Below are 24,488 nucleotides of genomic sequence, written 5' to 3' on the forward strand. Positions count from 1 at the left end.
CGGCGCAGATGCTCGGCGCGAGAGTAACCGGGCCCCGGGCAGGAAACAGGAACACCAAACCAGCCATCCCGGCGAACACCCCGGCGCGCACCAGCCGTCGGACAGTAGCTCGACGTACCTGCGAGCCCCGTTCCGCCTCGTGCGCGGGGAACGAGCCTGAGTGGCGGCGAGCGCGGCGGCGGGGCCGGTGTCTGCAGTCCGGGCCGGCCCGCCGCGGATCGGCGGAGTTACGAGGTCGTGGGGGGCGGGCGGGCGGCCGGGCGACGCGAGAGCGTCTCGCGGGCCGCTACCCCGCCTGCTTGACGCAGGTCCGGTCACTCGCCGGCAGCTTGCCGGTGGCCAGGTACCGGTTGACCTGGTCGTCCACGCACGCGTTGCCATAGCGCCCGAAGAGGGCGTGCCGGTTGGCGCCCTCGAGGGTGACCAGCCTGGAGCTCGGCAGCTGCTTGTGCAGCTCGACGCTTCCCTTGTACGTCGTACGCGGGTCACCGGTGGCGGCGACGATCAGTGCAGGGGCATCGCGCCGTACCCGGGTGGGCTCTTCGCGCGGCGCGTCCCAGAAGGCGCACGGGTTGATGTTGTTGGTCAGAGCGCCGAACAGGGGGTGCGCGGTGCGGTTGCGCTCGATGTCCCGCCAGTAGAGCTCGGGATCGCGGGCGGCGGCCACGTCCCCGCAGATGACGGCGGACTGCGCGCCGGTGGGCTCGCCCTCACCGCGCAGCACGTACCGGAGCTCCGGGACGAGCATCGGCGGCACCGTCGTCGGCCGGCCCTCCGCGGCTTTGGCCAGTACGGAAACCAGCTCGCCGAACGATGCCCGCGCCGGGGCGGTGTCGTCCGCGATGCCCGAGAAGAGGAGGAGCGGCACCTGGCTGTCGTCGATCCGGAAGGCATTGGCGCCGGTGCCGATGGTCAGCGGACCGCGCGCGGCCGCCGCGACGATGCGGTCGACGGCGGCGAGCACCTCGGCGCGGCTGCGGCCGAGGCCGTAGGTGTCGTGGTGCTCCGCGGCCCAGGCGGCCCAGTCGGACAGCGCCTTCTCGTTCTCGCGCTCGGTGCCCTTCAGCAGCCGGGGGCGGTAGTCGCTCGGGTTGATCGCCCCGTCCAGCACCATCCGGTCGTGGCGGCCGGGGAACATCTGCGTGTAGACCGTGCCCAGGTAGGTGCCGTACGAGTAGCCCAGGAAGGAGATCTTCCGCTCACCGAGCGTGCCGCGGATGACGTCCATGTCGCGGGCCGTGTTGCGGGTGGTGATGTGCGGGAGCACCGCGGCGTCGGTGGCCCGGCACTTGTCGGCCAGGCTCTTCTGCAGGGCGACCTGGCGGTCGAAGCCCGCCCGGCCGGTGCCGGCGGACAGCCAGGTCATGCCGACGGGCAAGCCGCAGTCCAGCGCGGTGCTGCGCCCGATGAAGCGCGGGTCGAAGCCGACGATGTCGTAGCGCGCGCCGACCTCCTTCATCGACGCGCGGGCCTGCGGCGGGGACTGGAGCGCGGGACCGCCCGGACCGCCGTTGTTGAGGAGGATCGCGCCGATGCGGTGGCGGGTGTCGGTGGCCTTGAGCCGGGAGATCGCCACGGTGATCGTGCGTTCCCGGGGGTCGGCGTAGTCCAGGGGCACGGTCACGTCCGCGCACTGCACGCCTGCCTGGTCCAGATCGCGGCCCGTGGTGTCGTCGGGGCCCTTGATGCAGCTGCCCCAGCCGAGGTGCTGGCGGTAGTACCGGTCCAGTCCGGTCCCGGAGCTGTCCTGGGCGGGGGTCTCGGCGGCCGTGGCGAGGACGGGGGAGGACGTGAGGCAGGCGGCGAGGGTGAGGCCCACGGCCAAGGCGCGGCGTGCGGCGGGGCTGACAGTGGTCACGGGGTCTCCTTGAGCATCGTCCGCTTCGTGTGATCGCATGCCCCGAGGCTAGGAACCCGCCCTGGTACGGCACATCGCCCAAGGGCACGAGGACCCAGGTCCCCGTCCACCCCTGGTCCGGGACCTGCGGCCCGGTCTGGTCTCCTCCTCCGGGAGGAGACCGTCGGCGGGGCCGCGCTGAGGGCCGTCCCGGCCATGCGCCCGCCGTTAAGGGGAGATCGCCGCACTGGCATGCTGTCAGGAGTCCTTCGGCTCCAGAATCGAGACGACCCGTGTCTGCTTCCCAGATCCTCTTGCTCTTCGCATCGGTCTTCACCGCCGCGGGGTCGGTCATCGGCGTCGTCGCCTCCCTCAAGATCCGACGCGTCCGGTTCCTGCTGAGGGAGGGCAGTACTGCGCGGGGCGTGGTGACCCGTCTTGAGGAGACCCGGATCGCGCCGGCCTCGGATACCGGCAGCACCAGCCGGAGCGTCGGAACCACCGTGTACTACCCGGTCATCACGTGGAGCACGGGCGACGGCCGCGCAATGGAAACCAGGACGAGCATCGCTCGCCCCAAGGACAGGACCCTTCCCGTCGGTGCCCGCGTCGAGGTCCGATACGACCAGGCAGACCCGTCACGCTGGACCCTCCCGGCCGAGGGCACCGCCTTCTGGTGGCTGTTCGGCACACTGGGCGCGTTGTTCGTCGCGATGGGGCTGGGGTTCGCCCTAGGGGGCCTGTCGTAAGGGGCCTTGACGTGCGAGACGTTCGCGAGACGCCACGGTCCGTACACCTGGAGTCATGAAGAAGCATCTCTACGGCTCAAGACCGGCTAACAGAGCTCGTTTACCGTCCCTCATGCGCAGATACGCCGAGCGATTGTGTATGGGTGCGGTGGTGGCACTGGATGGGCGTCAGCCGTGATGGGAGGGCTGTCCCTGTTCTTGTTGTGGTCATCCTTCCCCCTGCCGACGCGGCGTCTCGGCAGGACGGGCCGAGGCCAAGGGTGAATATGCGAAGGGCCTGTTGACGGTGATGCCGGGCGAGGCAGTTCGCCCTGCGGGACCGCGATCTGCTCGGCCTGCTGCGGGAATTGGACAAGGTGATCGTTTTGCATGGGCTGCGGTGGCAGGACGGGATCCGCGCGGCCTTTCAGGCCGACGTCCCGGAACGTGACCGGCTCCGAGGAACGACCCGCCCGGCACGGACACGGGTGCGGGCCTGCCGGTCAACGACACCGTCGAGGATCTCCTCGGACGGGCGGTCGTTTCCGGGGTGCCGGTGCGCTGGGAGCGGCGCGGGGCGATGCCCCCGATGTCCCCCCTGGTCGAACGCGGGATGTACCGGGTGGTGCAGGAGGCCCTCACCAACGCAGTAAAGCACGCGCCGGACTGTGCGATCAGGGTACGGATCACCCACGAGGCCGACCGTACCTGCGTGAGCGTCGTGAACGCCGCCCCGTCGGCCGACGGACCGTCGCACGCGGGCGAAAGCCCGGCAAGCGGCGTCGGCGGCCGGGGGCTGACAGGACTTCGGGAGAGGGTGACGGTCCTCGGCGGCTCGTTGCGGACCGCGCCCGACGAAGGCGGGTTCCACGTCACCGCCGTCCTCCCGCACCAGGCCACTGCCACCGCCCGTACCGGGACGCCGACGCCGGGACCAGGAGCGGCGCCTGGAAGGCCGGTCGGGACCCGAGGGTCCGCGTTGCCGTCCGAATCCACTCCCCACCCGGACCCGGATACGGACACGGGCACCGTTGTACCGGAGTCCGCCAAGCGCCTCGCCTCCGTACGCAGCGACGCCCGTCGCCGCTCCGCCGTCGCCTTCGTGGCACCTGTCGTCGCAGCCGTCTTCTTCGTGCCGTCCGCCCTCTACCTGGCCTGGCAACTGACGACGAGCGTGCTGCCGCCCTCCCGGTTTGAGGAGTTGGCCACCGGCCGGCCGCGCGCCGAACTCGCCCCTCTGCTGCCAGCCCGCTCCTACCCCTACCCGTCCGACCAGGCCCGTTCCGCATCCGGGCCGCCCGGTGCCCGTTGCGAGTTCTACCGTTCCGGCCGCGACCTGTTGGACGATGTGGACCTCTACCGGCTCTGCTGGTCCGGCAACACGCTGCTGACGAAGGACACCGTGCCCGCAAGCCGCCCCTGACCGCCCCCGAACAGAGTGAGGACCATGAAGTACGTCATACGCCGGATCACAGCGGAGGAGTGGCGCGAGCTGCGCGCGATACGCCTTGAGTCCCTGCTGGACTCGCCCGACGCCTTCGGTGTCCGTCACGCCGACGCCGTCGCGCTCTCCGACCGCACGTGGCGGGAGCAGGCGGAGAGGGCCGCGGCCGCGGCCGACGACGGGCTGTTCGTGGCCATCGACGCGACCGGCTCCTGGGTCGGTACCGCCGGGGCCGCACCCCTGGACGGCATCCCCGACACCGCACACGTGCACGCCGTCTATGTCGCCCCGGCGCACCGCGGTCCGGACGGTCCGGCGCGCGCGCTGATGGAAGCGGCAGTCGACTTCGCACGCGAGCACACCGATTGCGCCTGGCTCACCCTGGGAGTGCGCGAGGACAATCACCGCGCCATGGCCTTTTACCGACGCATCGGGTTCCACGACCTCCGGAAGACCGTCCCCTACCCGCTGGACCCCACCAAGGTCTTGCGCATTCTGGGCTGCCCCGACTTCCGTGTCCCCCGGGTTCCTGACACAGCGCCGACTTCTGACATCAACACCGGTTTCCCGGTCCTTTCCTACTCGGACCCCTGCGACGGCCGAGGGACGGAAGATCCCGCACCGGTAGGCGACTTGGCACCTCCTGCTCCAACTTCGCCGTCGCAGCCGCGGCAAGGACAGCACGCACTACCAGCTCACGGTCGCGCGACAGCATCTGCGGGCGGCGGTCTATCTCCTGAACTGGCTCGAGGGTCAGAACCTGACCCTCACCTCCTGCCGACAGACCGACCTCGAAGGTTGGATGACCAGCGACGACGTCCGGCTTCGCCAGGAGGCGGGCCACTTCGTGCGCTGGACCGCCCAAAAGATCGCCCGTGATCTCAGCTTCCCAGCCGTCAGATGGAACGGCCCCTCGCAGCCGATGGACGACGAAGCCCCCTGGGCCACCGCCCGCCGCCTGCCGCACGACAACACCCTCACGCCTCGCCGGACTGCTGTTGCTCCTCTCTGTGCCCAGTGGCCCGCGGCGATCTCCCGGCTGTCCGTCGACCGCATCGGGGAGGCGGACGGAGCGGTCCGCATTCGCCTCACTCGTCGTTGCCGTCGTCATCGTCGTCGAGGTCGACGGCTTCCGGGTCGCGCAGGGGGCGCAGGCCGTCGACCGGCTGGGAGGCGGTGAAGCTGTACCGGCCCAGAGATCCTGGTCGGCAAGCGCCACCAGCTCGACCTTCACGCCGGTCACGTTGACGGCCTCGCCCGGCTCCTGCGCGATGCCGTCGACAACATCAACGCGCATGGCGCCTCCGGCGACGGATCGTGCTGCCACTGCAATGGCACAGGGCGGGCGTATCCCGTGTGGGGGGTGGAGTCCGACTAAGCCTGAGCGCCTGGGCAAGCCTTAGGCGACCTTGGGCAAGCCCTGCGTGCAGGGCTTGCCCAGGCTCATGGGTTGTTCCGGCCCGGCGCAGGACGTCGGCGTAGATCCGGGCCCGGACGCCTGGCTCCCCGGGATCCCGGCGCACCGGGCCCTCGCGGCCGCGTGCGGGTCGAAGCCGCCCCCGTCGATCTCGCGCGCATAGCCCAGGGTTGCCCAGGGTGTCGGCGTCGGCCTTGACCACGTAGACCTCCCAGGGCTCCTGGCCGGGGCCGGTCGCCCAGACCTTGTCCTGGAGCGTGTAGCAGCAGGAGGTGTCGTACTCCTCGAAGGTGGCCAGGCCGGCGTCCTTGAGGCGGGTGGTGGCGGCGGTGACCTGGTCGGTGGACTCGACCTCGACGCCGAGGTGGTCGAGACGGGTGTCCTCGCCGGTCTCGCCCTCAATGAGGCGAGCTTGAGCGGGGGCTCGGTGATGGCGAAGTTCGCGTAGCCAGGGCGGCGCTTGGCCGGCTCGGTGCCGAACAGCTTGGAGTAGAAGGCGATGGAGCCTTCGAGGTCGGCGACGCGAAGGGCGAGCTGAACACGGGACATGGCGGTCTCCCCGATCCGAGGTCTTGTTTCGACATCTGTCGATACAGCGAGCTTGCCTCTCCGGATAGATGGCTGTCAACATAGACGTATGTCGAAATCAGAGCTGGTCGTCCTCGGGCAGGACGACGCCATGGTGTGCTGCTCGCCGATGGTCCGCGAACCGCTGGGCGAGGAAGCCGCCGTCGACCTGGCCCGGATGTTCAAGGCGCTGTCGGACCCGGTCCGGTTGCGGCTGCTGTCTCTGATCGCCTCGCACGAGGGCGGCGAGGCGTGCGTCTGTGACCTGACCGGCCCGTTCGACGTCTCCCAGCCGACCATCTCCCACCACCTGAAGGTGCTGCGCGAGGCCGGCCTGGTCGGCTCCGAACGGCGCGGGACCTGGGTCTACTACTGGGTGCTGCCCGCCGCCCTGGCCAAACTGTCCTCCCTGCTCCAGGCCCCGGCCGGCGCGGTTCCGGTAGCCGCGGGGGGCACCAGGTGACGGAGATAACGCCGCTGGGGCGCCGGGCCGCGGTCGAGTTCGTCGGGACCGGCGCCCTTGTCGCCGTCGTGGTCGGCTCCGGCATCCAGGCCACCAAGCTCTCCCAGGACATCGGCGTGCAACTGCTCGCCAACTCGCTGGCCACCGTGTTCGGCCTGGGCGTGCTGATCGCCCTGCTCGGCCCGGTCTCCGGCGCCCACTTCAACCCCGTGGTCACACTGGCCGCGTGGTGGACCGGCCGCCGCGGCGGTGAGGGGTCGAGTCTTCGCGAGGTCACCGCTTACGTGCCCGCGCAGGTCGTAGGCGCCATCGGCGGTGCGGTGCTGGCGAACGCGATGTTCGCCGAGCCGCTGGTGCGCTGGTCCACCCACGACCGCTCGGACCCGCACCTGTGGCTGGGCGAAGTCGTGGCGACCGCCGGCCTGGTCCTGCTGATCTTTGGCCTGGCTCGCACCGGCCGCGCGCACTTCGCCCCGGTCGCGGTCGCCTCCTACATCGGCGCCGCGTACTGGTTCACCTCCTCCACGAGCTTCGCCAACCCCGCCGTCACGATCGGCCGGGCCTTCACCGACACCTTCGCCGGCATCGCCCCCGCCTCCCTGCTGGCGTTCGTCGCCGCTCAGCTGGTCGGCCTGGTCGTCGGCGTGGCCCTGGTCGCCGTGCTGTTCGGCCGTCCGACACCCGCCGGTGAGGACGTCGTCGTCCCGCACGGCGAACACCACCCGGCCGCCTCCGGCCGCTGAACCCACTGCGCCTGCCCGAAGGAAGAACCCCGTGACCACTCCCGCCGTCCCGTCCGTGCTGTTCGTCTGCGTCCACAACGCGGGCCGCTCCCAGATGGCCGCCGCCATCCTCACCCACCTCGGCCGGGACCGGGTCGAGGTCCGCTCGGCCGGCTCCGCCCCGGCCGATACAGTGAACCCGGCCGTCGTCGAGGCGATGCGTGAGGTCGGCATCGACATCTCGGCCGAGGTGCCGAAGGTGCTCACCGTCGAGGCGGTGCAGTCCTCCGACGTGGTGATCACCATGGGCTGCGGCGACGCCTGCCCGTACTTCCCCGGCAAGCGGTACCTGGACTGGAAGCTGGACGACCCGGCCGGCCAGGGCGTGGACGCGGTCCGGCCGATCCGCGACCAGATCGAGCAGCGCATCCGCGTCCTGATCGCCGAACTCGGCATCGAGGCCGCCGGGTGAACACTGCCCCGGTGACCGTCTCGGCGATGCTCCCGGAGCACGCTGAGCAGGTGCTGGCGATCTACCGACTGGGCATCGACGGCGGCGACGCCACCTTCGAGACCTCCGCCGACCTGGGAGGCGTTCGACGCCTACCGCCTCGCCGAACACCGCCTGGTCGCCGTCGACGGCAACCAGGTACTGGGCTGGGCTGGGCCGCTGCGGTGTCGGTGTGCGACCGGTGCGCGTACTCGGGCGTGGTCGAGCACTCCGTCTACGTCCACCCCGATGCACGCGGCCAGGGCGTGGGCCTCGCCCTGCACGCAAGGGCCGGCTTCCGCGTCGTGGGCACCCGCGAGCGCCTGGGCCGCCACCGCGCCCGCTGGCGCGACGTCGTGCTGGTCGAGCGCCGCAGTCCTGCCGTCTCCTGAGGCGGCGCCCCGCACGTGAAGCCGCGTGTGACCGTCCACCACGGGCCCGGGGCGGGCGGGGTCAGGTGTGGATGCGGCTGTTGGTGCCGTCGTGGCTGTCGGCGTGTTCGTCGTTGAACCAGTAGTCGCCTGCGGCGAGGTAGCGGAATGCGTGGCTGGTGTGGGCGGGGAGGGTGACCTTCGCGGCGCGGGTGCCGTTGCCTTGGGGTTCGAGGGGGTGGGCGGCGGGGTTCCAGTGGTTGAAGTCCCCGACCACGCTGACCGGTCCTTCGGGGGTGCCCTCGGGGAGGACGAAGGTGACCTGGGTGCGTTCTTTGAGCTGCTTGCGTTCGATCACGGTGGTCTCCAGCCGTGGAAGTCGTGGGGTGCGGGAATCCTCGCCTGGGTTGCGGCCGGCCTTGGCGGGACGTGGCCGCTGGCCGGTGCGCCGGTCACCCGGCCGGATGCGTCGCTCTTGGACTGTCGCGAGATGGCCCCGGGCCGGCGGCTCCCCGCGTCCGTAGCGGGGCCCGGCCAGGGTGGTGTGGGTTGCCACCGGCGGCCCTGCCGTGCGTGGACCCTGTCATCGCCCTGCCACCGTGCCACGGCCGTACCCAATCTGCCCGCCATGGGATCCGGCCGGTGGAGTCGCGCAGCGTGACGCCCCGGGCCGTGGGCTCTGCGGTCGTGCCGCAGCGCGGGTCGGGGGCTGCGGGGTCAGGTTTCGGTGATCGGGAAGAGGAGGTCGGCGCCGGTGATTTCCAGCAGGCGCAGGAACTGCGGCTGCGGTGCGCGCAGGCTCATGCGTCTGCCGTGTTCGTCCGCTGTGTGCCGGGCCCGGATGAGGGCGTCGAGGCCGGCGGAGTCACAGAAGGACATCTCCGAGAGGTCGGCCACGATCTCGATCGGGCCGCCCGCCTGGGTGATCGCGACATGCAGGGCGGTGTACAGCATCGGGGCACGGTCGATGTCCATCTCACCGCCGACGTGCACGACAACCCGCTGGTCACCGCCGTCCACCCACATGCCGGGGTCGCGGCCTTCCTGATCTTCCATGGAGCCCATGATGGTGCAGGCTGGGAGAGGGAACACACCCGAAGAGGAGGCCCGGTGTGACGCTGCGCCCCCCGGTGGAGCCGGTGCCGGCGCAGGCCGCCTAGGCGATCCCGCCTGCGCGCCTGCTTTCGGCCGAGGCGGCCTTCGAGCAGAAGTTATGTACAGGGATTGGCGTCTGTCCGTTGTCCGGCGTCCGGGGTGGTGTGGCCGCCGGCGGTGAAGATGCGGTCGAGGTGGTGGCGGAGTACGGCGATGGCTGACTCTGGTGTTCGTTGGGCGACGAGGATGCTGGTGCCCATGGTCGCGGTCATGGCGAGCAGGCTGATGGCCTCGGTGCGTGCGTCGGCGCCGGGATCGGCCAGGCCTGCCGCCTGGGCTCCTTCGATCAGGCCGGTGAGGGCGTTCTCGGCCGCGTCGGGGTTGTCGATGAAGGGCTGGGCGGCGAGTGCTCCGTCGGTCACGGACAGGATCGAGTAGGAGCTGTACAGGAGGTGGAAGATCCGGCTCTCCTGGTCGGTCGGCAGGGATGCCAGCAACAGCGCCTCGATCGTCGCGCGCGGGCCCGGGTCCGGGCCGGCGGCGGCCAGTCGGGCGCCCACGCGGGCAGTGAAGCGGTCGGTCAGGTGCTGGAGTCCATAGAAGAGCAGCTTCTCTTTGGTCTCGAAGTAGTACTGCACGAGCCGGAGGGATACGCCGGCCTCGGCGGCCACGTCGCGCATGCCGACGGCGTGCAGCCCTCGCCGCCCCGCGACTTGGATGAGCGCTTCGGCGATCTGCGTGCGCCGTTCCTCGTGGTCCACGCGCTTTGGCATCAGTGCTGTCTCCGGCCGTGGGGGTGGGGTGGGTGGTTCAGGGGCTCACAGTCCGGCTCGGTCCGAACATCTTCATGGTACCGCCGTATCAACAATATGGTACGTTCGTATCACGAAGAACCGATCTTCCTGGAGGTGCCCCGTGCCCGAGAACACGACCCGAGTACGCCGCGACATCGGCCACTACGTGAGCGACGAACTGCGCGACCGGTACTTCGCCACCTGCGACGTCCTCTACGCGAAGGGAGCACCCGTCCGCTCCGAGACGGACGTCGAGACGAGCTTCGGCACCACCCACGTCTACCGGTACGGCCCCACCGACCCGGCAGCCGACTCACGCACACCCGTGGTCCTGATACACGGCTCGGGAGGCTGCTCCGCCCAGTGGTACCCCAACACCCTTGCCCTCAGCGCCGAGCGCCCTGTCTACGCCCTCGACACTCCCGGCGACCCCGGCCGGAGTGTCCAACGCGAGCCCATGTGGCAGCCCGAGCGCGCGGCGCAGTGGATGGACGAGGCCCTCGACGCGCTGGGCCTCGACAAGGTCCACCTGGTCGGCTCCTCGTACGGCGGCTGGCTGGTCATCAACCAGGCCCACCTTCGGCCCGGGCGGCTCGCCTCGGTCACCGCCCTCGACCCGGGCGGTCTGGAGAAGGTCGGCCTGCGCTTCTTCGTATGGATCTTCGTCAGCCTCTTCGCCACCTACGCCCCCAAGGCGTGGCGCCCCCGCCTCGCCAAGTGGCTGGAACAGCCGGTGATCATCGTTCCCGAGCTCCGCGCGATGATCCAGGCGAGCGTGAAGGCCTTTCGGATCCGCCGCCCCGCGCCGTTGCCGCTGTCGGACGCGGAACTGGGCTCCATCCGGACGCCGTTCTACCTGATCATGGGCAAGCGCAGCCTGCTCGTACACCCCAAGCGGCAGCTGGAACGCGTACCGCGCCTGATCCCCGGCGCCCGTGCCGAGATCGTCGCCGCCACCGGCCACGGCCCGCAGATCGACCACCCCGACCTGGTCAACGCCCGGATGCTGAGCTTCATGGAGGACATCGACACCCTCGATCCGGCGGCGGCACCGGGCGCCACGGACGCTTAGCCGCGAGGGCCGCAGGCACGGACTGTCCAACAGGGCATAACCAAAGTTCGACGGACACCGGGCATTGCTGTTCACCCCCGGCCGAGCCGGGCGGGCGGGTGCTGGTGCAGACCCGGGGCGGGGCGCTGGTCCAGGATCGGTGGCCGGACCCGGTGGCCGCCGCCCAGCAGCTCCCCGGCGGGCTGGTCCTCGATGGCGACTTGCTCGTCCGGGACACGACGGCCGGCCGGCTGTCGTTCGAGGCCTTGCAGCGCCGGGCCGCGGCCCGCGCCCGCGGCGCCGCCAGCTTCGCCGCGGCCTTCCCGGCCTCCTTCGTAACTGGAGTACGCACGGGTTCCTGAGCGGGCACCCCAGAGGCGCGATCGGGTGAATTCAGCAGGTAAAAGAACCATGTTCGATGCGTCCCAGGTGGGCGTGAGATTCCCGCAACCACTCGCGGATTCTGCGAATGGCGCTCGTAATCTGCTAGTTCATGGGGGATCTGAAACCCGCTCCCTGATCGACAAGGTCGACGCGTACTTCGCGTTCTACAGCCGACCCGGTCCACTTCGTACGTCTCTTCGATCTCCGCCCAGGCGTCGCGGTGAAGTACGTGCAGGCCGCTCACCCGGACAAGGCTCTGCCACGCATCCGCTGACAGGGCCATTCCTTCCGCAGCCTGCTCACGGTGGAAGACGCACGTAGACCATGTCCTCGACCTGGACCCTGCCGGAACCACCCCCACATCTGACATCACTCTCGGCTCTGGGGACACGCGGCCGGGGTGGCGTGAATTTATCGGACCTGCCGAGCATGACGGGGCCGCCGAGGAGTAGGGGTCATGACGTCCACGGCGCGCAGCGTCGGACGTTGTGCGCGAGGGCTTCGAGTACCTCGGAGCGGGTCACCTGAGTGGGGAGCAGCCGGGTCAGGTGGGAGGGCATGTCCGGCTGGCCGGGTGGCAGGAAGCCGATTTGGGCTACACGGGCCATGCCGCGTGCGCGAGGTTGCGGGGTGGAGGGATCGGCCAGCAGGGGTCCGGTGGCCGGGCGGCCTGCCTCGCTGAGGAAGTCGATGCATGCTTGTTCCAGGTCGGCTGCGGTCAGGCGGGCGGGGCCGGCGGTGACCCAGTGGAGGCCGGGAGCCGTTGCGTTGCCGCAGATCTGGGCTTCGGTCAGTGCGGTGACGTAGTCGACGAGGGTTTCCATCGGGAGGATGTCGGTCCAGTGGTCGGGGTGGACGGGCAGCGAACCGGGTCGCGCCTGCAGCATGGCGGTGAACAAGGCGTGCGGGAACTGGTGTCGCGGGGCGGTGAGCGCGTTTCGGGCGGCGAACAGGAGCGCGGTGCGCACGACCGCGACAGGCTGGCTGCACTGGGAGGCCAGTTCCTCGCCTCGGCGCTTGGACTGGCCGTACGCGCGCATGGAGCAGGCGGCGAGGTCGTCCCCGGGGATGTCGAAGGCGGCTGAGGCGGAGGAGAGCAGGACTACGGGCACGCGGGCGTCCTCAGCGAACTCCAGGATCCTGCGGGTGCCCTCGGCATTGACGTTGTCGAACGCGGTGCGGTCGCGGGGGGCGAAGTCGGTGAGACCGCCACAGTGCACGATGACGTCGATGCCGGCGGCCAGTTCGCGGCGCTGGCTGCTGCTCAGGCCCAGGCCGTCGGCGGTCAGGTCGGCCTGCACGCACGTGGTGGCGCCTTCGGGGAGGCGGCGGTGGACGAACGCGGTGACGTCGTGGCGGACGGCGAGTGCCGGGAGAAGGTTCGCCCCGATCACGCCGGTCGAGCCGGTGAGGAGGACGGTGGGACGGGCTGCGGTCATGGGGGCCTCGGAACTGGAGGAACGGGCACGGGGCAGCCCTCTGTGCGGGATACCCGGCAATTGGGATGTCGGGGCCGGGGCCGGGGTCGGGGGAGTGGCCACGGTCAGTTCACACGCCGTCGGCGGGAAGGATCCCGTACGGACCGGCGCTGGGTACGGAGCGGTGGGAGAGCCGGGGGAGGCGGGCGCTGGCTTACCTGGGGCGGGAACGGGTTTCGGTGAATCGGGTCATCGCTGGCCGTCCGCCGCGCGCATCGCGGCACTGAGCGATGGCGCGGTCGAATATTCCACGGGGTGGCAGTAGGCGAGGCCATCGAGGGACTGCCCGGTCGCGAAGCGCGTCAGCAGGTCGCCGGCCAGATCTGGGAGCTCCAGATGCATCGCGTGGTCGGCTCCGTGCACCAGCACGACGCGGGCGTCCAGGCAAGGTGAAGCAACTTCACGGCACAGGTCGGGCGGAGTGAAGAGGTCGTGCTCACCGGTGGCCACCATGACGGGCACGGTGATCGGCGGCTGCGGCGACGGCGCCTGGTGCAGCAACCTCAGAGTGTTGTTCCGGTACTTGTCCCGGTCCACCTCACCGATGTCACGGAACATGGAACGCAGGATGCGGCGCACCGCCGACTGGCGGGTCACCCGCTCGCCCGGCGTGGAGCGCAAAATGATGTCGGCGCTCAATTCGGCGAACGCCTCCATTCGCTTACCTGCCAACAGATCCACGGTGCGGCGCAGATCCTCCCGGACCGCGTCGGGGACCCACAGGAGTGGTCCCGCAAGCACCAGGCTGCGTACCGCCTGGGGACAGGTCTGGGCATAGCGGTGGGCGATGCCCGAACCGTACGAAGCGCCGAGCACATGCACCCGCCGGTGCCCGGCCGCCTCCAGCAGGTCATGCAGGGCGCCTGCGAGGAAGTCCAGCCCGTAGGAGGCGGGCAGCGTGTCCGCGTCACCCCACCCGGGCAGATCCACCGTGAACATGTGAAACGTTTGGGCCAGAGCCGCCTCGAAGCGGCCCCATGCCGTCTTGCGCTGAAGAGCCCCGCCGATCAGCACGACCGTTTCCGCCGCAGGGTCGCCGTGCCACAGCGTGCGACCCTCGGACTTGTATCCGCCATAGCTGGACACCACGAACTCTTCGAAGGCCAAGACGCTCTCCTGTTCTTGTGACCCGTGAGGACCCCGGCCCCGCGCCGCCCGTAGCGGCCACGGCGGCGGCGTACGCGCCATCAGGTGCAACGATCTTGGCCACGTGGCGTCACGCGGATGGCGCAGAGCAGCGCCCGGCCTGAACGTGGCTTTGAGTCGAGTGCGTTCGTCGGTTCAAGCCCCTTCGCAGCAGACGGGCCGCAGCGGGGTCGTCAGGTTCTGTGTTGCGCCCGTGAAGCACTCAGCTGCCGCTCCTCTGCCTGATCCGGGCGGGTGCCGGTGCGGTGCCGGCCGGGGCGTGGAGGGCGAACAGGCGGCTCTTGACGTGATCGCTGAGCCAAAGAGGCGCCGCACATTGCAGGGCGGTGCCCAAGTACGCGTCGACGCCGACGGTGTACCTGCGACGCGGCCGTTGGACACGGAGAGCCCTGGCGATGGTGCGGGCCACCGGCTGCGGTCCGCCGGCCGACCGCTGGATGCGGGAGAAGAGGCTCGCGGCCCGGTCATGGACGCCGGCGTCGGCGTCGCCAGCGGTCAAGCCGGACAGATCCTCCTGGGCCCGGTCCCAGAACGGGGTCGCGACCGTGCCGGGCTCTACGAGGACCACCTGCACGCCGTAGCGGCGGACCTCCATGCGCAAGCTGTGCGTCGCCGCGCTGAGCGCGTGCTTGCTCGCGGAGTACCAGCCGTTCATCGGTGCCGGAATCCGAGCCGCGGCGGAGGAGACGGTCACGATCCGCCCCCTGCCCCGCTCACGCATCGCAGGCACGGATCCGGTCCTCCGACACATCGGTGATCGCACCCGTCAGCGGGATCCCGGCGTTGGCCACCAACGCATCGGGGCCACCATCGGTGAGCTCAGCCACTCTCCCGGCAGCCTCCCGGCAGGAGACCGGGTCAATGAGGTCCATGACCACCGCGTCCAACACCAGCCCCTGGTCGCGGGCGGCCCGAACCAGAGCGTCGGCCTTGTCTTGCGAGCGGGCAGTCCCGATCACCCGTCGGCCCTGACGGGCAAGGAGCAGAGCAGTGGCCAGCCCGATCCCACTGGTCGCACCCGTCACCAACACGCTGGCCGGCCAACCGGCACTGCTCGTCTGCTCATTCACGTGCCGCTCCATTGGTATGTCAGTAGACATCCCGCCGCGAGCCAGGTCCCGGAGGTTCTGCCCCCGGCCTCGGCCGAGATGTGCCTTCGGCGACAACGACGTCACACCGGCTCAGGGCACGCACTGTCTGCGCAGGACCGCTCGACGGGCTCCCGACGTCTTCAGGCGCCCCACTACGAACCGCGGCATAGACCAGCACAATGAACCAGTCGACGCACCGGTTCGTACGCATTCGAGTCCGAAAATCCGAAAATCCGCGAATCCGAAAATCCGCGAACCCGCGCGCTTCCGCCTTCGACGTCCTCCAGCAAGACGGCACCGAACTCCTCGCCCGGCCCCAGCTTCTCGTCCTTGGCCGCCACGACCACCACGGCCGCCTCCGCGCCGTTTGCCGGACGGTACCGCTGTGCCCGGACACGGCCCAGCAGGTTGCCGAGCACCTCACCGCAGCGGGCCCGGAGCATCCGTGGACAGACTGGTCAAGCTGCCGTGTCATCGATGGCAGTTGGTGGTATTGGGCACTGACGCGTAGTGACATCAGTTCAGGACCGCGTGATGCTGGAGCTTCCCCTTGTTCGTGGGTACCTGGAGAGAGGGACATGCGGTTCCAGGGGAAGCAGTGCCAGGTGGGAAGTAAGCACCCGGAGCGGTACACCGGTGAGTTCAAACGGGGTTCCGGCGGGCGCTGGACGGCCATCTGGTTTGCCCCTGACAGCAAGGGCGGATTCACCCGGAAGGTACAGGGCTGCGGGAGGCTGCAGACGCCGGCCGACAGCCGCGCCGTGGGGCGGACGGGCGTTGCGCGTACGTGAAGGGAGCGGCTGTCGGAGGCCACCGCCGGACATGTGGCGGGACTTCGGCGGCATCCCGTAAGTCGGCGTCCCCATCGCGCGCAGGCTGCTCCACCCCGACCGGACAACCAGACCGCAAGGTATGAATCACATGAAATGTCCCGGCCGAGTCTTAGCCGACGGCACGCACCGATCGGAAGCGGCCCACTGAGTGCTGAAGCGGAGCGCTCTCGTGAGGCGCTGACCCGCTCGTATGCGAGCCGCTCCGGCTACGGCCGCGGCGCTCTTTGACGGCACTTGTGTGACGGCGCTGCCACGCACCACAACGAACCGATATCGCTCGACTGCCGGTGATCCACACCCCCGTCGCCCACGGTGACTTCAGCACCCTCCCGCTCCTGCCGGCGCGTCCGGTCGCGCCGGGGCGCCCACCGCACGGACTGGACCCTCCTTTCGCTCCAGCACCCGTTTTTCCCCCGAAGAGGAGAGACACACCCGCCATGCCCGCAAAGCGCCACCCCCTGCCCAGATGGGCCGATCCGCAGACCCCCACGACGTCACTTGACACCCAGTCCCTCAGTCGCCGCGGACTCCTGCGTCGCGCCGGTCTGTTCGGCGCCACCTTCGCGGCCGCCTCACTGCTGCCGGCCACTGAGGCATACGCCCTGACGCCTCCCCGGGTCGGCGGCAACGATCCCGACCTCGTCTACCTGGTCGGCGACCACCACAACCACACCGTCTACAGCCACGACGCGAAGTACACGTTCTCCCAACTGGCTGCCGCAGGCGCAACATACGGCCTGGACTGGATGGTCTTCACGGAACACAGCAACTTCGGGCACGCCCTCTACGGCGCCCAGCTGGAGCACAAGCAGATACTCCAGGCCCGCGCCGACAACAAACGCATGCTGATCTTCCAGGGCCTGGAGTGGTACATCCCCGGCGCCGAGCACTGCACCGTCTTCTCGCCTCCCGGCCGCCACGAGGTCGAACTGCTGACGCGCTTCGAGGAGGCGTACGACGGCAAACTCCTCGGCTACACCGCAGGCGCGCCGGACCATCCCGATACCCCGCGCAACGAGGCCCACGCCGTCAAGGCTCTCAAGTGGCTCGACCAGCAGCGCCGCAGCGGCTACGTCGACGATGTCCTCGTCCTCGCCAACCACCCGCTCCGGCTGGGCATCGACTCACCGCACGAGATGCGCAACTGGCGTGACGCGGCCCCCGAGATCATGATCGGCATGGAGGGCGCCCCGGGCGCCCAGGCCGGCGCGTTCCCGGGCCTGGGGGGCCCGAACAACATCCGCGGCGAGTACACGAACTCCCCGTCGGGGAACTCCTGGCCGGGCTATCCGCGCGAGGCGTACGTCACCTACGGCGGCTTCGACTGGGCGACCGCGACGGTCGGCGGTCTGTGGGACGCGATGCTGGCCGAGGGCAGGCTGTTCACCATCACGTCCAACTCCGATGTCCACCGGGTCGCGTACGACACCTGGAAGAACGGCGACTGGCTGCCCGGCCAGAACTTCGACAACACCGGCCATGTCCCGGATCCGGTGAACACGACCGAACCGCAGCCGGGCAGTGACTTCTGGCCCGGCCAGTTCAGCCGTACCCACGTCGGCGTCACCAAGTACGGCTACCGGAACGTCATGGCCGGGATGCGGGCCGGCCGAGTGTGGGTCGATCACGGCCACCTCCTCGACGGCATCGACGTACGGCTGCACGGCGAGAAGGGCACCGGCCGCGGCACCACGCTCGGCGGTCGGCTGCACGTCCGGCGGGGCGAGCGGCTCACCCTGACCGTCACGGTGACGACGTCGACCCGCCGAAACCCGTACGGCGAAATCCCGCAGCTCGCGCACGTCGACGTGATCCGCGGTGTGGTGCGCGGACCCGTCGCCGACCGCGACGAGTGGCGGGCGCCGGACACCCGGGTGGTGCACACCTCCGACGTGTCGGAGCGCACCGGGACGTACACCCTCACCATCCCTGTCGAGGCCGGGGACGAGTCCTTCTACCTGCGGCTGCGCGGCAGTGACGGCAAGCGCACCGGGGCGGGCTACCTGGGCGCCTCGATCGACCCCAACGGACCGATTCCGCACGTGCCGGGCGACGGCAACCCCTGGCTCGACACGTGGTTCTACACCAACCCCATCTTCATTGAGACGAAGGGCTGTTAAGCCATGAAGAAGTTCCTCGTACTCCTGGGGGCACTGGCCCTGGCCGCCGCCAGCGGAACGGCGACCGCCGTCGCCTCCGGCTCCCCCTCCTCCGACAGGTGGACCGAGACCGGCGTCTCGTACGTCAACTCGCGGGCCGGCGGCCAGGGCCTGGCGTCCTGGAGCAACGGCAGCCTGCTGTTCCGCGGCAACGGCTCCATCCCCCAGGACCTCAGAGACGAGGGATGGACCCACGTCGGCGACCCGGAGATCGCCCGCCAGCACATCTTCGACGCCTACCAGGGCAATGGCGGCGCGACTGCCAAGATGTTCGCCGTCACCACCCGGGGCGGAAAGCGCCTCGTCTACACACATCAGCTCCAAGGCGACGAGCGGATGAACAATTCCTTCGCCGCCGTCTCCCCCGACGCACAGTGGCTGGTCTCGGGCGAATGGGACCAGCAGGACCGGCTCCTGGTCTTCCCCGCACCGCTCTTCAACGCCCAGGCCCCCGCGGGTGGCGGCGAGCTTCCCGAGGCAGGCCGGATCTCCCTGGACCACCCGGTCCGGGACATCCAGGGCTGCGACTTCGTCTCGGCGAGGCGCCTGGTGTGCGCCTCCGACGACAGCACCCTGTCGCTGTGGCCGGTGGAGCGCCCGCTGTTCCAGGTGGACCTCGACCGCGCGCTCGACGGCAAGCCCGTCACCGGCCACGTCTCCGTCATCCTCCCCCTCCCGCAGCGCTCCACCTGCGCGGGAACCGACTTCGAGACCGAAGGCGTGGACTACGACGCCCGTACCGGCACGCTGCGGGTCGAGATGATCCCGCCCGGCGAGTGCGCCGCCTCCACCGCCGTCTACACATACAGCGCCCACTGACGCCGTTTCCGGGCCCGAACACAAGAGGCCCGGCCATGGCCGGGCCTCTTGCGCACTCGTGAGTCCGGCTGGTTCAACGACCTGCCGGACAAGGATTCGGATGCTGCCGCTTGAAATCCAGTGGACCAGGTTCGCGGCCGTGTGCACGGCTGTTTCCACGGCCTCCTGGGTCATGGGGGAGCGGGTGGGTCCGCCCTCGTGACGAAGCCGGCCGGCGGTATCCTCACCCGGCTAAGCGAGTTGCCTTCTTCGCGAAGGAGATGAAATAGGCACGAAGTGCCTGTTCATCGACGCGGAGAAGGCTGCTGGACGCCATCCGGTCGCCCGGCTGTGCCGGGCACTCAACGTGCCCCGGTCCGTCTACACGCGCGGCTCGCCGGGCGCGAAGCCGCAGCCGAACGCGCCTGTGCGGAAGATGAGTCGGTGACGGAGATACGGAAGGTCCACGCCTCCTCGCGGGGCGCCTACGGAGCCCCGCGGATCACGGCGGCGCTGCGCCGAAAGGGCCGGAGGACAAACCGGAAGAAGGTGTGGTCGGGTACGCGATGGCGGACCATTACCGCGCCGAGCTCGTCGCCGACGCGCTGAAACTGGCTGCCGGCCGCGAGGCCCTGAAGGTGGGATGTTTACACCCGACCCGCACACCACAAGAGAGGGACCGAGCCCCGCCGAACTCGATCAGACCTATGACAGTTGCCCGAGTGGCCCTACCCTGCGGCAATGCCAAAGATCAGCTTGAACAACGACACCCCGAAGACGCTCTGCATCTGGGTCGAGCCATGGGGCGAGGACTACTGGATGAACCCCAAGGAGCGGTTCACGATCGCCACCGAAACCCCTGAGGGGGTGGACTCTGACGAAGCGCCCTTCGACGTTTCCTTCCACGACCAAGGCGTCAGCGTCTGCGTGAACATCGGCTACGAGGCCGTCGTCTACGACCAGTCCGGCGCCGAATTGGATTGCGGACACCAGCGCCCCCTCGAAGTGCTCCGGACCTGGACCGAGTCGGCCGAAGCCGCCGCCCAGCGAACCACCGACTCGTCCATAGTCCGGACGATGCGCGAGTATGCCGGGCTTCTGCGCCAGGCACTCACACAAGCCGAAGCGACCGATCAGCAAGCACAAGAACGCCCACCATCACCATGACTGCACGCCAGGCCAGTGGTTAAACGACAAGCTGACTGCGCCGGGAACTCGTCTGCCGTGGCCGCCGATGGGCCTCAGCGCGAAGTGAGGGCCTGGACCCAGAGGCAGGCCGTATCAGCATCGCCGGGGTGGCTGAAGCCGCGGCGGCCGCGGGCAAGCACACGGCGATACCGCTTGGACTGCCTCTTCTTTCCGCCACTGTCAACTGGGAGAACAGGCATGACGGGTACTGCCGAAGGAGGGAACCGGCAGTGAAGGACCCGCAGGCGCGGATGCCAGGCCGGCCCGTCGGCCGTTCAATCGGCTGAAGCCGGAGGTCTTCAGCAACTGCTCGCACAAGCTGGCGCTCGTCGAGCACCTGCGCTCACTGATCGAGGCCGCGGACCTGGCCAGCAAGCACGTCGCCCCGGGTGGGGCGATGAGCGCCTCGGCCCTGTCGAAGACCCTTTCGGGAGACCGGCTGCCCCACCGTTCCACGGTCGAGGCGATCGTCCAGCTCTGCGGGGCGAGCGAGGAGGTCCGGGCCCTGTCGCTGTGCCTGCACACCGCGGCCCTGGGCGAGGCGCACCCGGCGTTCGCCGAGCGCCTGGCGATGTCCGACGCCTACGAGGAGGCCCTCGTCCTCCATGACCGGATCCAGGCCCGTCTGGAGGACGTCCTTGGCGAGCAGCACCGCCGGCGGGCCGACCACGACGACCTCCTGGCCCGGCACGAGACGACGAGCCAGGCCCTCGCCACTGTCGAGGACGAACTCCGCACCCGGCACCAGCACCATCAGCAGGAGACCGCCCGCCTGAACGCCCTTGCGGGTTCTGCGGTCAGGCTCTGATCTCGTCCAGGAGCATGGGGTGCCTCGGCCAGCTCGGCGGGGAGGCGGGCTCAGGCGGCTTGCTGTTGGTCACTCGTTGATGGACGCCCTGTAGCCGGGGGCGTCGAGGACATTGACGGTCAGCGCGCACCTGCTGCTGACACGAGTGACGACTGGCCAGGTCATTCTCACGCCGACTACCACTTAACCCCGGTTACTGCGCCGTTCCTGCTTGGCCGTGCCGGTGCACCAGGTGCGTCAACTTCACGGGTGGTGGATTCACTCTTGTCGGGGATGGCCGCAAAGGTGCAGCAGGGACTTTCGGCCATGACGGGGCGGGCGGGAGAGGGGTGGGGGGCCTGCGTGGTGGCTGCGGTGGCCTTGGCCTCATTCATGACGGTGTGGGGGAGTGGTCCCGCGCGCGGATTCCGCAAACGTGCTTCGCGGGATTGGCCGAACCCCTCCGTTCGTCACTTTACGTGTTCGGTTGGATGCGATGCGCTACGGGGTGTTCGGCTCCGCCACGGCACGCACTGTGCGGCCGGCCCGGCGGCGCATTCCAGAAGCGTCCCGAGGGGAAAGAACCATGACCACACCTCCCGCTGCTCCGCTCCGCGTCGCCCTGGCCAACGGCAGCTTCGAACAGCCTGCCGTGACCGATGTGGAAATCCTGCCGGACGCCTCACAGACGCAGGCGGCCAAGCGGGTTCCGGGCTGGCTCACCACTGCCTCCGACCGCAAGATCGAGCTGTGGCATTCGGGCTTCAACGGTGTACCGGCGGCCGACGGTGCCCAGTTCGCCGAGCTCAACGCCAATGAGGTCTCCACGCTCTACCAGGACCTGCCGACCACCCCCGGTACGAAGCTGTACTGGCGGCTGTACCACCGCGGCCGCCAGGGGGACGACACCATGGCACTGGACATCGGCGCGCCGGGCTCCGCGGTGGAGCAGAGGCGCTTCACCGACGGCAACACCGCCTGGGGCTACTACACCGGCACCTACACCGTCCCGGCAGGCCAGACGCTGACGCGCTTCGCCTTCCGTTCCATCTCGGCTGCCGGAGGCAACCGGAGCGTCGGCAACTTCCTGGACGGCATCTTCTTCGGCACCGCCCCCTACGTGGTGCTCGCCAAGACCGCCATTCCCGCGGGGCCGGTGGAGGTGGGCGACGTCGTCACGTACCGCATTACCGCGAAGAACGAAGGCGGCGGCGGGGCCGAGAACCTCATCGTGAGCGACGTGATCCCGCAGGGCACGACGTACCTGCCCGGCTCCCTGCACATCGTCGACGGCCCGAACGCCGGAGCGAAGAGCGACGCGCAAGGAGACGACCAGGCGTACTACGACGCCCAGGCGGACAAGGTCGTCTTCCATCTCGGCAACGGTGCTTCCGCAGTGGAAGGGGGCAGCCTGCCCAGCACCGAGACCCTGCCGGCAGGTACCACGGTGGAGTACCGGGCCGTCATCGACAGGGCCAGCGCTGGCAAGCAGATCAGCAACACCGCAACCGCCTCCTACGAGAACCGGCTCGGTGACACGCCGGAGCCCCTGACGTCCACCTCCAACGAGCAGGTCACACAAGTCAAGCCGGCCGCCGACCTGACCGTGGCGAAGGCAGCCGACGCCACCACCGTCACCGTCGGCCAGACGGTGACCTACCGCATCACCGTCCACAACACCGGCCCCAACGACGCCACCGGCGTCACCGCCACCGACCAGCTCCCCGACGGCCTCACCTTCCTCTCCGCCGAAGGCCCCGGAAGCTACGTCCCGGCAACCGGGCAGTGGACCGTGGGAGACCTGGCCGACGGCGCCACCGCCACCCTCGTGCTGCGGGCCAAGGCCACCAAAGCCGGCCTGATCGGCAACACCGCCACCGTCACCGGCAACGAAAAGGACCCCGACACCACCAACAACACCGACACCGTCAGCGTCTGCGTCGAACCGGCCCCCTCCTGCTGCGACCCCTGCGCCAGCCAGGAATAGCCCCCAGCCAATCGCCACGAGGACCACTTGCCGTCAACTACTCCCGGCTCAGCCCTGCGGGAGTACACGGCCGGGAGTAGGGCTCCGGGGCCCTACCGCTACTGTCCGCGACCGCATGAGTTTTGGCGGCCGGTTCCCGCGACGGGACGCGTGGTATTGCCCAGGACGCGTGTCCGGCGGGCCTGGTGGGCGTTCGCCTGCGAGGATCGGTCGGCTGGAGTCGGGGGGATCCGCGGTGAAGCGAGGGCCCCTTGAGGCTCCGCCCCCGTATGTCCCCGGCCGGCGCCCCCCGCTGGCCGGGGCCCCGCCCCGGCCAGCCCCCCGGCTGGTCGGGGTTCTTCGGCTCGGAGCGGCCGTTCTCCCCGGTCGTTCACCGTCTGAGGCGTCTTCAACGCGGCCGCGAGCCGGGCCTGCGTGACACCTGCCGCCTCACGCAGCCGCGCCCGCTCCGCCGGAGACGTCAACCGGGGCTCACCCTCCAGCAGCGCTGTGTCGCGCGGCCCGGTACCCAACTGCACTGATTGTCGGGGCCGCCCGGGTGTGGGCGCGTGCGCGGGCGGGGCAAGGTCGCGGTCGGGATCCGGCCGGTGTCGGCGGGGACGTGGGAGGGGGCGGTGTGCTGGTGGATCGGGACTGGTGGACGGTGGAGTTCGGGGACGCGCACGCGGGCGCGGTGGGTGTGCTCGTCGGCGGCAGTGAGCCGGGTCCGGTGTATTTCGATGTCGGGAGTGGTGCGGACGTGGCGTCGACCATGCACTGGACGGCCTACGACGGCCGGGCCACCCGCCCGCGTGCCGAGGCGCTGAGGGCGAGTTGCGCGTGCGGATGGCGAGGTGCCGCAGAGTACCCCGTGGACTGGGACGCGATCGGCGACCAGCCGCGCAGTAAGGGGGGCGGGTTCCATGCGGAGGACGACATCCTTGCTCAGCTGGCCGCAAAGGATGTCTCACCGAAGCAGATCAACGCGCTCTACACCGAACGGCAGCCGCGCCCGGTGTGCGGATCGAATCTGGAGAACCTCCTCAAGGACGGTACAGAGATCACGTGGTCCGTTCAGTGGGGATCGAACGGAGTGATGAACAGGGCTTTCGAAGATGTTCTGGCAGGTCTGATCCAAGCCCAGGGGCGCCCCTAGGTCCTGATCTCGGTCGGCTAGCCCCGTAAGATGCAATGGGGTGGGTGACCCATCACGTCACCCACCCCTTCTCCTCACCTTATGGCGAAATGACAGCGGATAGCGATGTTCGAAATCAAGAAGGCGAGCGAGGTTGAGATCGCCAAACGAGACGACCTGGCCGGCAAGGTGGCCGAAGCGTTGGCGATGGCCGGGTTCACCGTGCATCAGGACGTAAACCAGGCGTCTGCCACGCAGGGCGCTCTGGTCTGGGTGGACTCGGCAGATGACTCCAGGGGTGGAGTCTTCGTCCAGTGGCTGATCAATCCGTCCCTCAGTCGCGCTGCAGTGGAGAGTACGCAGAAGGGCGAGATCCAGTCGCCGGCATTCCGGCATTTCGGCTTTGTGACCGAGCATATGTACGCGACGTTGATCGCAATTCTCGGATCCGCGGGCTTTCAGGCTGGCGATGCCGATGATGATATGAGTCCCTACTTGATCCGTGTTGAAGGCTGATTTTTGAGGGAGGCTGGCTACTCAACTT

General features: G+C 69.5%; 22 protein-coding genes and 4 pseudogenes. 17 read left to right on the forward strand and 9 right to left on the reverse strand.

The annotated features are described in order from the left end of the window. Positions 1 to 286: 286 nt before the first annotated feature. Positions 287 to 1,858, reverse strand: a complete 1,572-nt coding sequence (locus ADK52_RS14070; protein ID WP_053690125.1) for an alpha/beta hydrolase — start codon at positions 1,856 to 1,858, stop codon at positions 287 to 289. A gap of 272 nt (positions 1,859 to 2,130) precedes the next feature. Between ADK52_RS14070 and ADK52_RS14075 the strand changes: the two genes are divergently transcribed. The 3 genes and pseudogenes from ADK52_RS14075 to ADK52_RS39935 all read left to right on the forward strand — a co-directional run bounded on the left by ADK52_RS14075 (position 2,131) and on the right by ADK52_RS39935 (position 4,888). Continuing rightward, entirely contained in the window at positions 2,131 to 2,586 is a 456-nt protein-coding gene (locus ADK52_RS14075; RefSeq protein ID WP_053690126.1) for a DUF3592 domain-containing protein, read from the forward strand. A gap of 442 nt (positions 2,587 to 3,028) precedes the next feature. Further along, positions 3,029 to 3,988, forward strand: a pseudogene (locus ADK52_RS14080) (sensor histidine kinase); the annotation flags it as partial. 24 nt (positions 3,989 to 4,012) lie between these two features. Further along, complete coding sequence (locus ADK52_RS39935) at positions 4,013 to 4,888, forward strand: GNAT family N-acetyltransferase (protein WP_078988309.1); 876 nt, start codon at positions 4,013 to 4,015, stop codon at positions 4,886 to 4,888. Between the two features lie 710 nt (positions 4,889 to 5,598). On the opposite strand, the pseudogene ADK52_RS43635 reads toward ADK52_RS39935, so the two are convergent. After that, positions 5,599 to 5,975, reverse strand: a pseudogene (locus ADK52_RS43635) (ArsI/CadI family heavy metal resistance metalloenzyme); the annotation flags it as partial. An 88-nt stretch (positions 5,976 to 6,063) separates the two neighbouring features. On the opposite strand from ADK52_RS43635, the gene ADK52_RS14085 reads away from it, so the two are divergent. The 4 genes and pseudogenes from ADK52_RS14085 to ADK52_RS14100 all read left to right on the forward strand — a co-directional run bounded on the left by ADK52_RS14085 (position 6,064) and on the right by ADK52_RS14100 (position 8,060). Then, entirely contained in the window at positions 6,064 to 6,456 is a 393-nt protein-coding gene (locus tag ADK52_RS14085; protein WP_053690127.1) for an ArsR/SmtB family transcription factor, read from the forward strand. Next, positions 6,453 to 7,199 carry an aquaporin gene (locus tag ADK52_RS14090; protein WP_053690128.1) on the forward strand — a complete coding sequence of 249 codons (747 nt, stop codon included), beginning with the start codon at positions 6,453 to 6,455 and terminating at the stop codon, positions 7,197 to 7,199. The genes ADK52_RS14085 and ADK52_RS14090 overlap by 4 nt, the downstream gene beginning before the upstream one ends. Positions 7,200 to 7,230: 31 nt before the next feature. Beyond that, positions 7,231 to 7,650: an arsenate reductase ArsC gene (locus tag ADK52_RS14095; RefSeq protein WP_053690129.1), complete on the forward strand. Its 420-nt coding sequence runs from the start codon at positions 7,231 to 7,233 to the stop codon at positions 7,648 to 7,650. Between the two features lie 26 nt (positions 7,651 to 7,676). After that, positions 7,677 to 8,060, forward strand: a pseudogene (locus ADK52_RS14100) (GNAT family N-acetyltransferase). Between the two features lie 61 nt (positions 8,061 to 8,121). On the opposite strand, the gene ADK52_RS14105 reads toward ADK52_RS14100, so the two are convergent. The 3 genes from ADK52_RS14105 to ADK52_RS14115 all read right to left on the reverse strand — a co-directional run bounded on the left by ADK52_RS14105 (position 8,122) and on the right by ADK52_RS14115 (position 9,907). After that, positions 8,122 to 8,397 carry an isoamylase early set domain-containing protein gene (locus ADK52_RS14105; protein ID WP_053690130.1) on the reverse strand — a complete coding sequence of 92 codons (276 nt, stop codon included), beginning with the start codon at positions 8,395 to 8,397 and terminating at the stop codon, positions 8,122 to 8,124. A 359-nt stretch (positions 8,398 to 8,756) separates the two neighbouring features. After that, positions 8,757 to 9,095, reverse strand: coding sequence for an STAS domain-containing protein (locus ADK52_RS14110; protein WP_078988321.1), 339 nt, complete (start codon positions 9,093 to 9,095; stop codon positions 8,757 to 8,759). A gap of 155 nt (positions 9,096 to 9,250) precedes the next feature. Then, positions 9,251 to 9,907, reverse strand: a complete 657-nt coding sequence (locus ADK52_RS14115) for a TetR/AcrR family transcriptional regulator (RefSeq protein WP_053690132.1) — start codon at positions 9,905 to 9,907, stop codon at positions 9,251 to 9,253. Positions 9,908 to 10,049: 142 nt separating this feature from the next. Here ADK52_RS14115 and ADK52_RS14120 point away from each other — a divergent pair, with 142 nt between their 5' ends. Together ADK52_RS14120 and ADK52_RS14125 are read left to right on the forward strand one after the other, a co-directional pair. Further along, positions 10,050 to 11,000, forward strand: coding sequence for an alpha/beta fold hydrolase (locus tag ADK52_RS14120; RefSeq protein ID WP_053690133.1), 951 nt, complete (start codon positions 10,050 to 10,052; stop codon positions 10,998 to 11,000). Positions 11,001 to 11,098: 98 nt separating this feature from the next. Further along, positions 11,099 to 11,341: a hypothetical protein gene (locus tag ADK52_RS14125; protein WP_053690134.1), complete on the forward strand. Its 243-nt coding sequence runs from the start codon at positions 11,099 to 11,101 to the stop codon at positions 11,339 to 11,341. A gap of 477 nt (positions 11,342 to 11,818) precedes the next feature. Here ADK52_RS14125 and ADK52_RS14130 read toward each other — a convergent pair whose 3' ends face one another. From ADK52_RS14130 to ADK52_RS42335, 4 genes and pseudogenes are all read right to left on the reverse strand, one after another. Next, on the reverse strand, positions 11,819 to 12,802 hold the full coding sequence (locus tag ADK52_RS14130) for an SDR family oxidoreductase (protein ID WP_053690135.1): 984 nt from the start codon (positions 12,800 to 12,802) through the stop codon (positions 11,819 to 11,821). Positions 12,803 to 13,030: 228 nt separating this feature from the next. Then, entirely contained in the window at positions 13,031 to 13,948 is a 918-nt protein-coding gene (locus ADK52_RS14135; protein ID WP_053690136.1) for an alpha/beta fold hydrolase, read from the reverse strand. Positions 13,949 to 14,189: 241 nt separating this feature from the next. After that, positions 14,190 to 15,087: pseudogene (locus ADK52_RS45015) on the reverse strand (SDR family NAD(P)-dependent oxidoreductase). A 143-nt stretch (positions 15,088 to 15,230) separates the two neighbouring features. Beyond that, the gene (locus tag ADK52_RS42335) at positions 15,231 to 15,497 is read right to left on the reverse strand and encodes a hypothetical protein (RefSeq protein ID WP_159045938.1); all 267 of its coding nucleotides are present in this window, start codon (positions 15,495 to 15,497) and stop codon (positions 15,231 to 15,233) included. Positions 15,498 to 16,348: 851 nt separating this feature from the next. On the opposite strand from ADK52_RS42335, the gene ADK52_RS14155 reads away from it, so the two are divergent. The 8 genes from ADK52_RS14155 to ADK52_RS14185 all read left to right on the forward strand — a co-directional run bounded on the left by ADK52_RS14155 (position 16,349) and on the right by ADK52_RS14185 (position 24,460). Continuing rightward, entirely contained in the window at positions 16,349 to 18,031 is a 1,683-nt protein-coding gene (locus ADK52_RS14155; protein WP_053690140.1) for a PHP domain-containing protein, read from the forward strand. 3 nt (positions 18,032 to 18,034) lie between these two features. Then, positions 18,035 to 18,889 (forward strand): hypothetical protein, encoded by an 855-nt coding sequence (locus ADK52_RS14160; protein ID WP_053690141.1) that lies wholly within the window; start codon positions 18,035 to 18,037, stop codon positions 18,887 to 18,889. Positions 18,890 to 19,312: 423 nt separating this feature from the next. Then, complete coding sequence (locus ADK52_RS45020) at positions 19,313 to 19,477, forward strand: IS3 family transposase (RefSeq protein ID WP_159045939.1); 165 nt, start codon at positions 19,313 to 19,315, stop codon at positions 19,475 to 19,477. A 132-nt stretch (positions 19,478 to 19,609) separates the two neighbouring features. Beyond that, complete coding sequence (locus tag ADK52_RS42965; RefSeq protein ID WP_063783839.1) at positions 19,610 to 20,035, forward strand: hypothetical protein; 426 nt, start codon at positions 19,610 to 19,612, stop codon at positions 20,033 to 20,035. A gap of 358 nt (positions 20,036 to 20,393) precedes the next feature. Beyond that, positions 20,394 to 20,864, forward strand: a complete 471-nt coding sequence (locus ADK52_RS14170; protein WP_324615913.1) for a helix-turn-helix domain-containing protein — start codon at positions 20,394 to 20,396, stop codon at positions 20,862 to 20,864. Positions 20,865 to 21,429: 565 nt separating this feature from the next. Beyond that, entirely contained in the window at positions 21,430 to 22,830 is a 1,401-nt protein-coding gene (locus ADK52_RS14175) for an isopeptide-forming domain-containing fimbrial protein (protein WP_199828498.1), read from the forward strand. Between the two features lie 616 nt (positions 22,831 to 23,446). Further along, a complete protein-coding gene (locus tag ADK52_RS39955) occupies positions 23,447 to 23,965 on the forward strand; it encodes a nucleic acid/nucleotide deaminase domain-containing protein (protein WP_053690143.1) in 519 nt (172 codons plus the stop codon). Between the two features lie 105 nt (positions 23,966 to 24,070). Continuing rightward, positions 24,071 to 24,460 carry a hypothetical protein gene (locus ADK52_RS14185; RefSeq protein WP_053690144.1) on the forward strand — a complete coding sequence of 130 codons (390 nt, stop codon included), beginning with the start codon at positions 24,071 to 24,073 and terminating at the stop codon, positions 24,458 to 24,460. The last annotated feature ends 28 nt before the right edge of the window (positions 24,461 to 24,488 follow it).

This window comes from Streptomyces sp. WM6372 (genome assembly GCF_001279655.1).
Taxonomy (GTDB): domain Bacteria; phylum Actinomycetota; class Actinomycetes; order Streptomycetales; family Streptomycetaceae; genus Streptomyces.

Coding starts and splice junctions, on each gene's coding strand:
- ADK52_RS14160 (WP_053690141.1), top strand. CDS start 18,035: ATGAAGAAGTTCCTCGTACTCCTGGGGGCACTGGCCCTGGCCGCCGCC.
- ADK52_RS14185 (WP_053690144.1), top strand. CDS start 24,071: ATGTTCGAAATCAAGAAGGCGAGCGAGGTTGAGATCGCCAAACGAGAC.
- ADK52_RS14175 (WP_199828498.1), top strand. CDS start 21,430: ATGACCACACCTCCCGCTGCTCCGCTCCGCGTCGCCCTGGCCAACGGC.
- ADK52_RS42965 (WP_063783839.1), top strand. CDS start 19,610: ATGCCAAAGATCAGCTTGAACAACGACACCCCGAAGACGCTCTGCATC.
- ADK52_RS39935 (WP_078988309.1), top strand. CDS start 4,013: ATGAAGTACGTCATACGCCGGATCACAGCGGAGGAGTGGCGCGAGCTG.
- ADK52_RS14085 (WP_053690127.1), top strand. CDS start 6,064: ATGTCGAAATCAGAGCTGGTCGTCCTCGGGCAGGACGACGCCATGGTG.
- ADK52_RS14115 (WP_053690132.1), bottom strand. CDS start 9,907: ATGCCAAAGCGCGTGGACCACGAGGAACGGCGCACGCAGATCGCCGAA.
- ADK52_RS14110 (WP_078988321.1), bottom strand. CDS start 9,095: ATGGAAGATCAGGAAGGCCGCGACCCCGGCATGTGGGTGGACGGCGGT.
- ADK52_RS14130 (WP_053690135.1), bottom strand. CDS start 12,802: ATGACCGCAGCCCGTCCCACCGTCCTCCTCACCGGCTCGACCGGCGTG.
- ADK52_RS14155 (WP_053690140.1), top strand. CDS start 16,349: ATGCCCGCAAAGCGCCACCCCCTGCCCAGATGGGCCGATCCGCAGACC.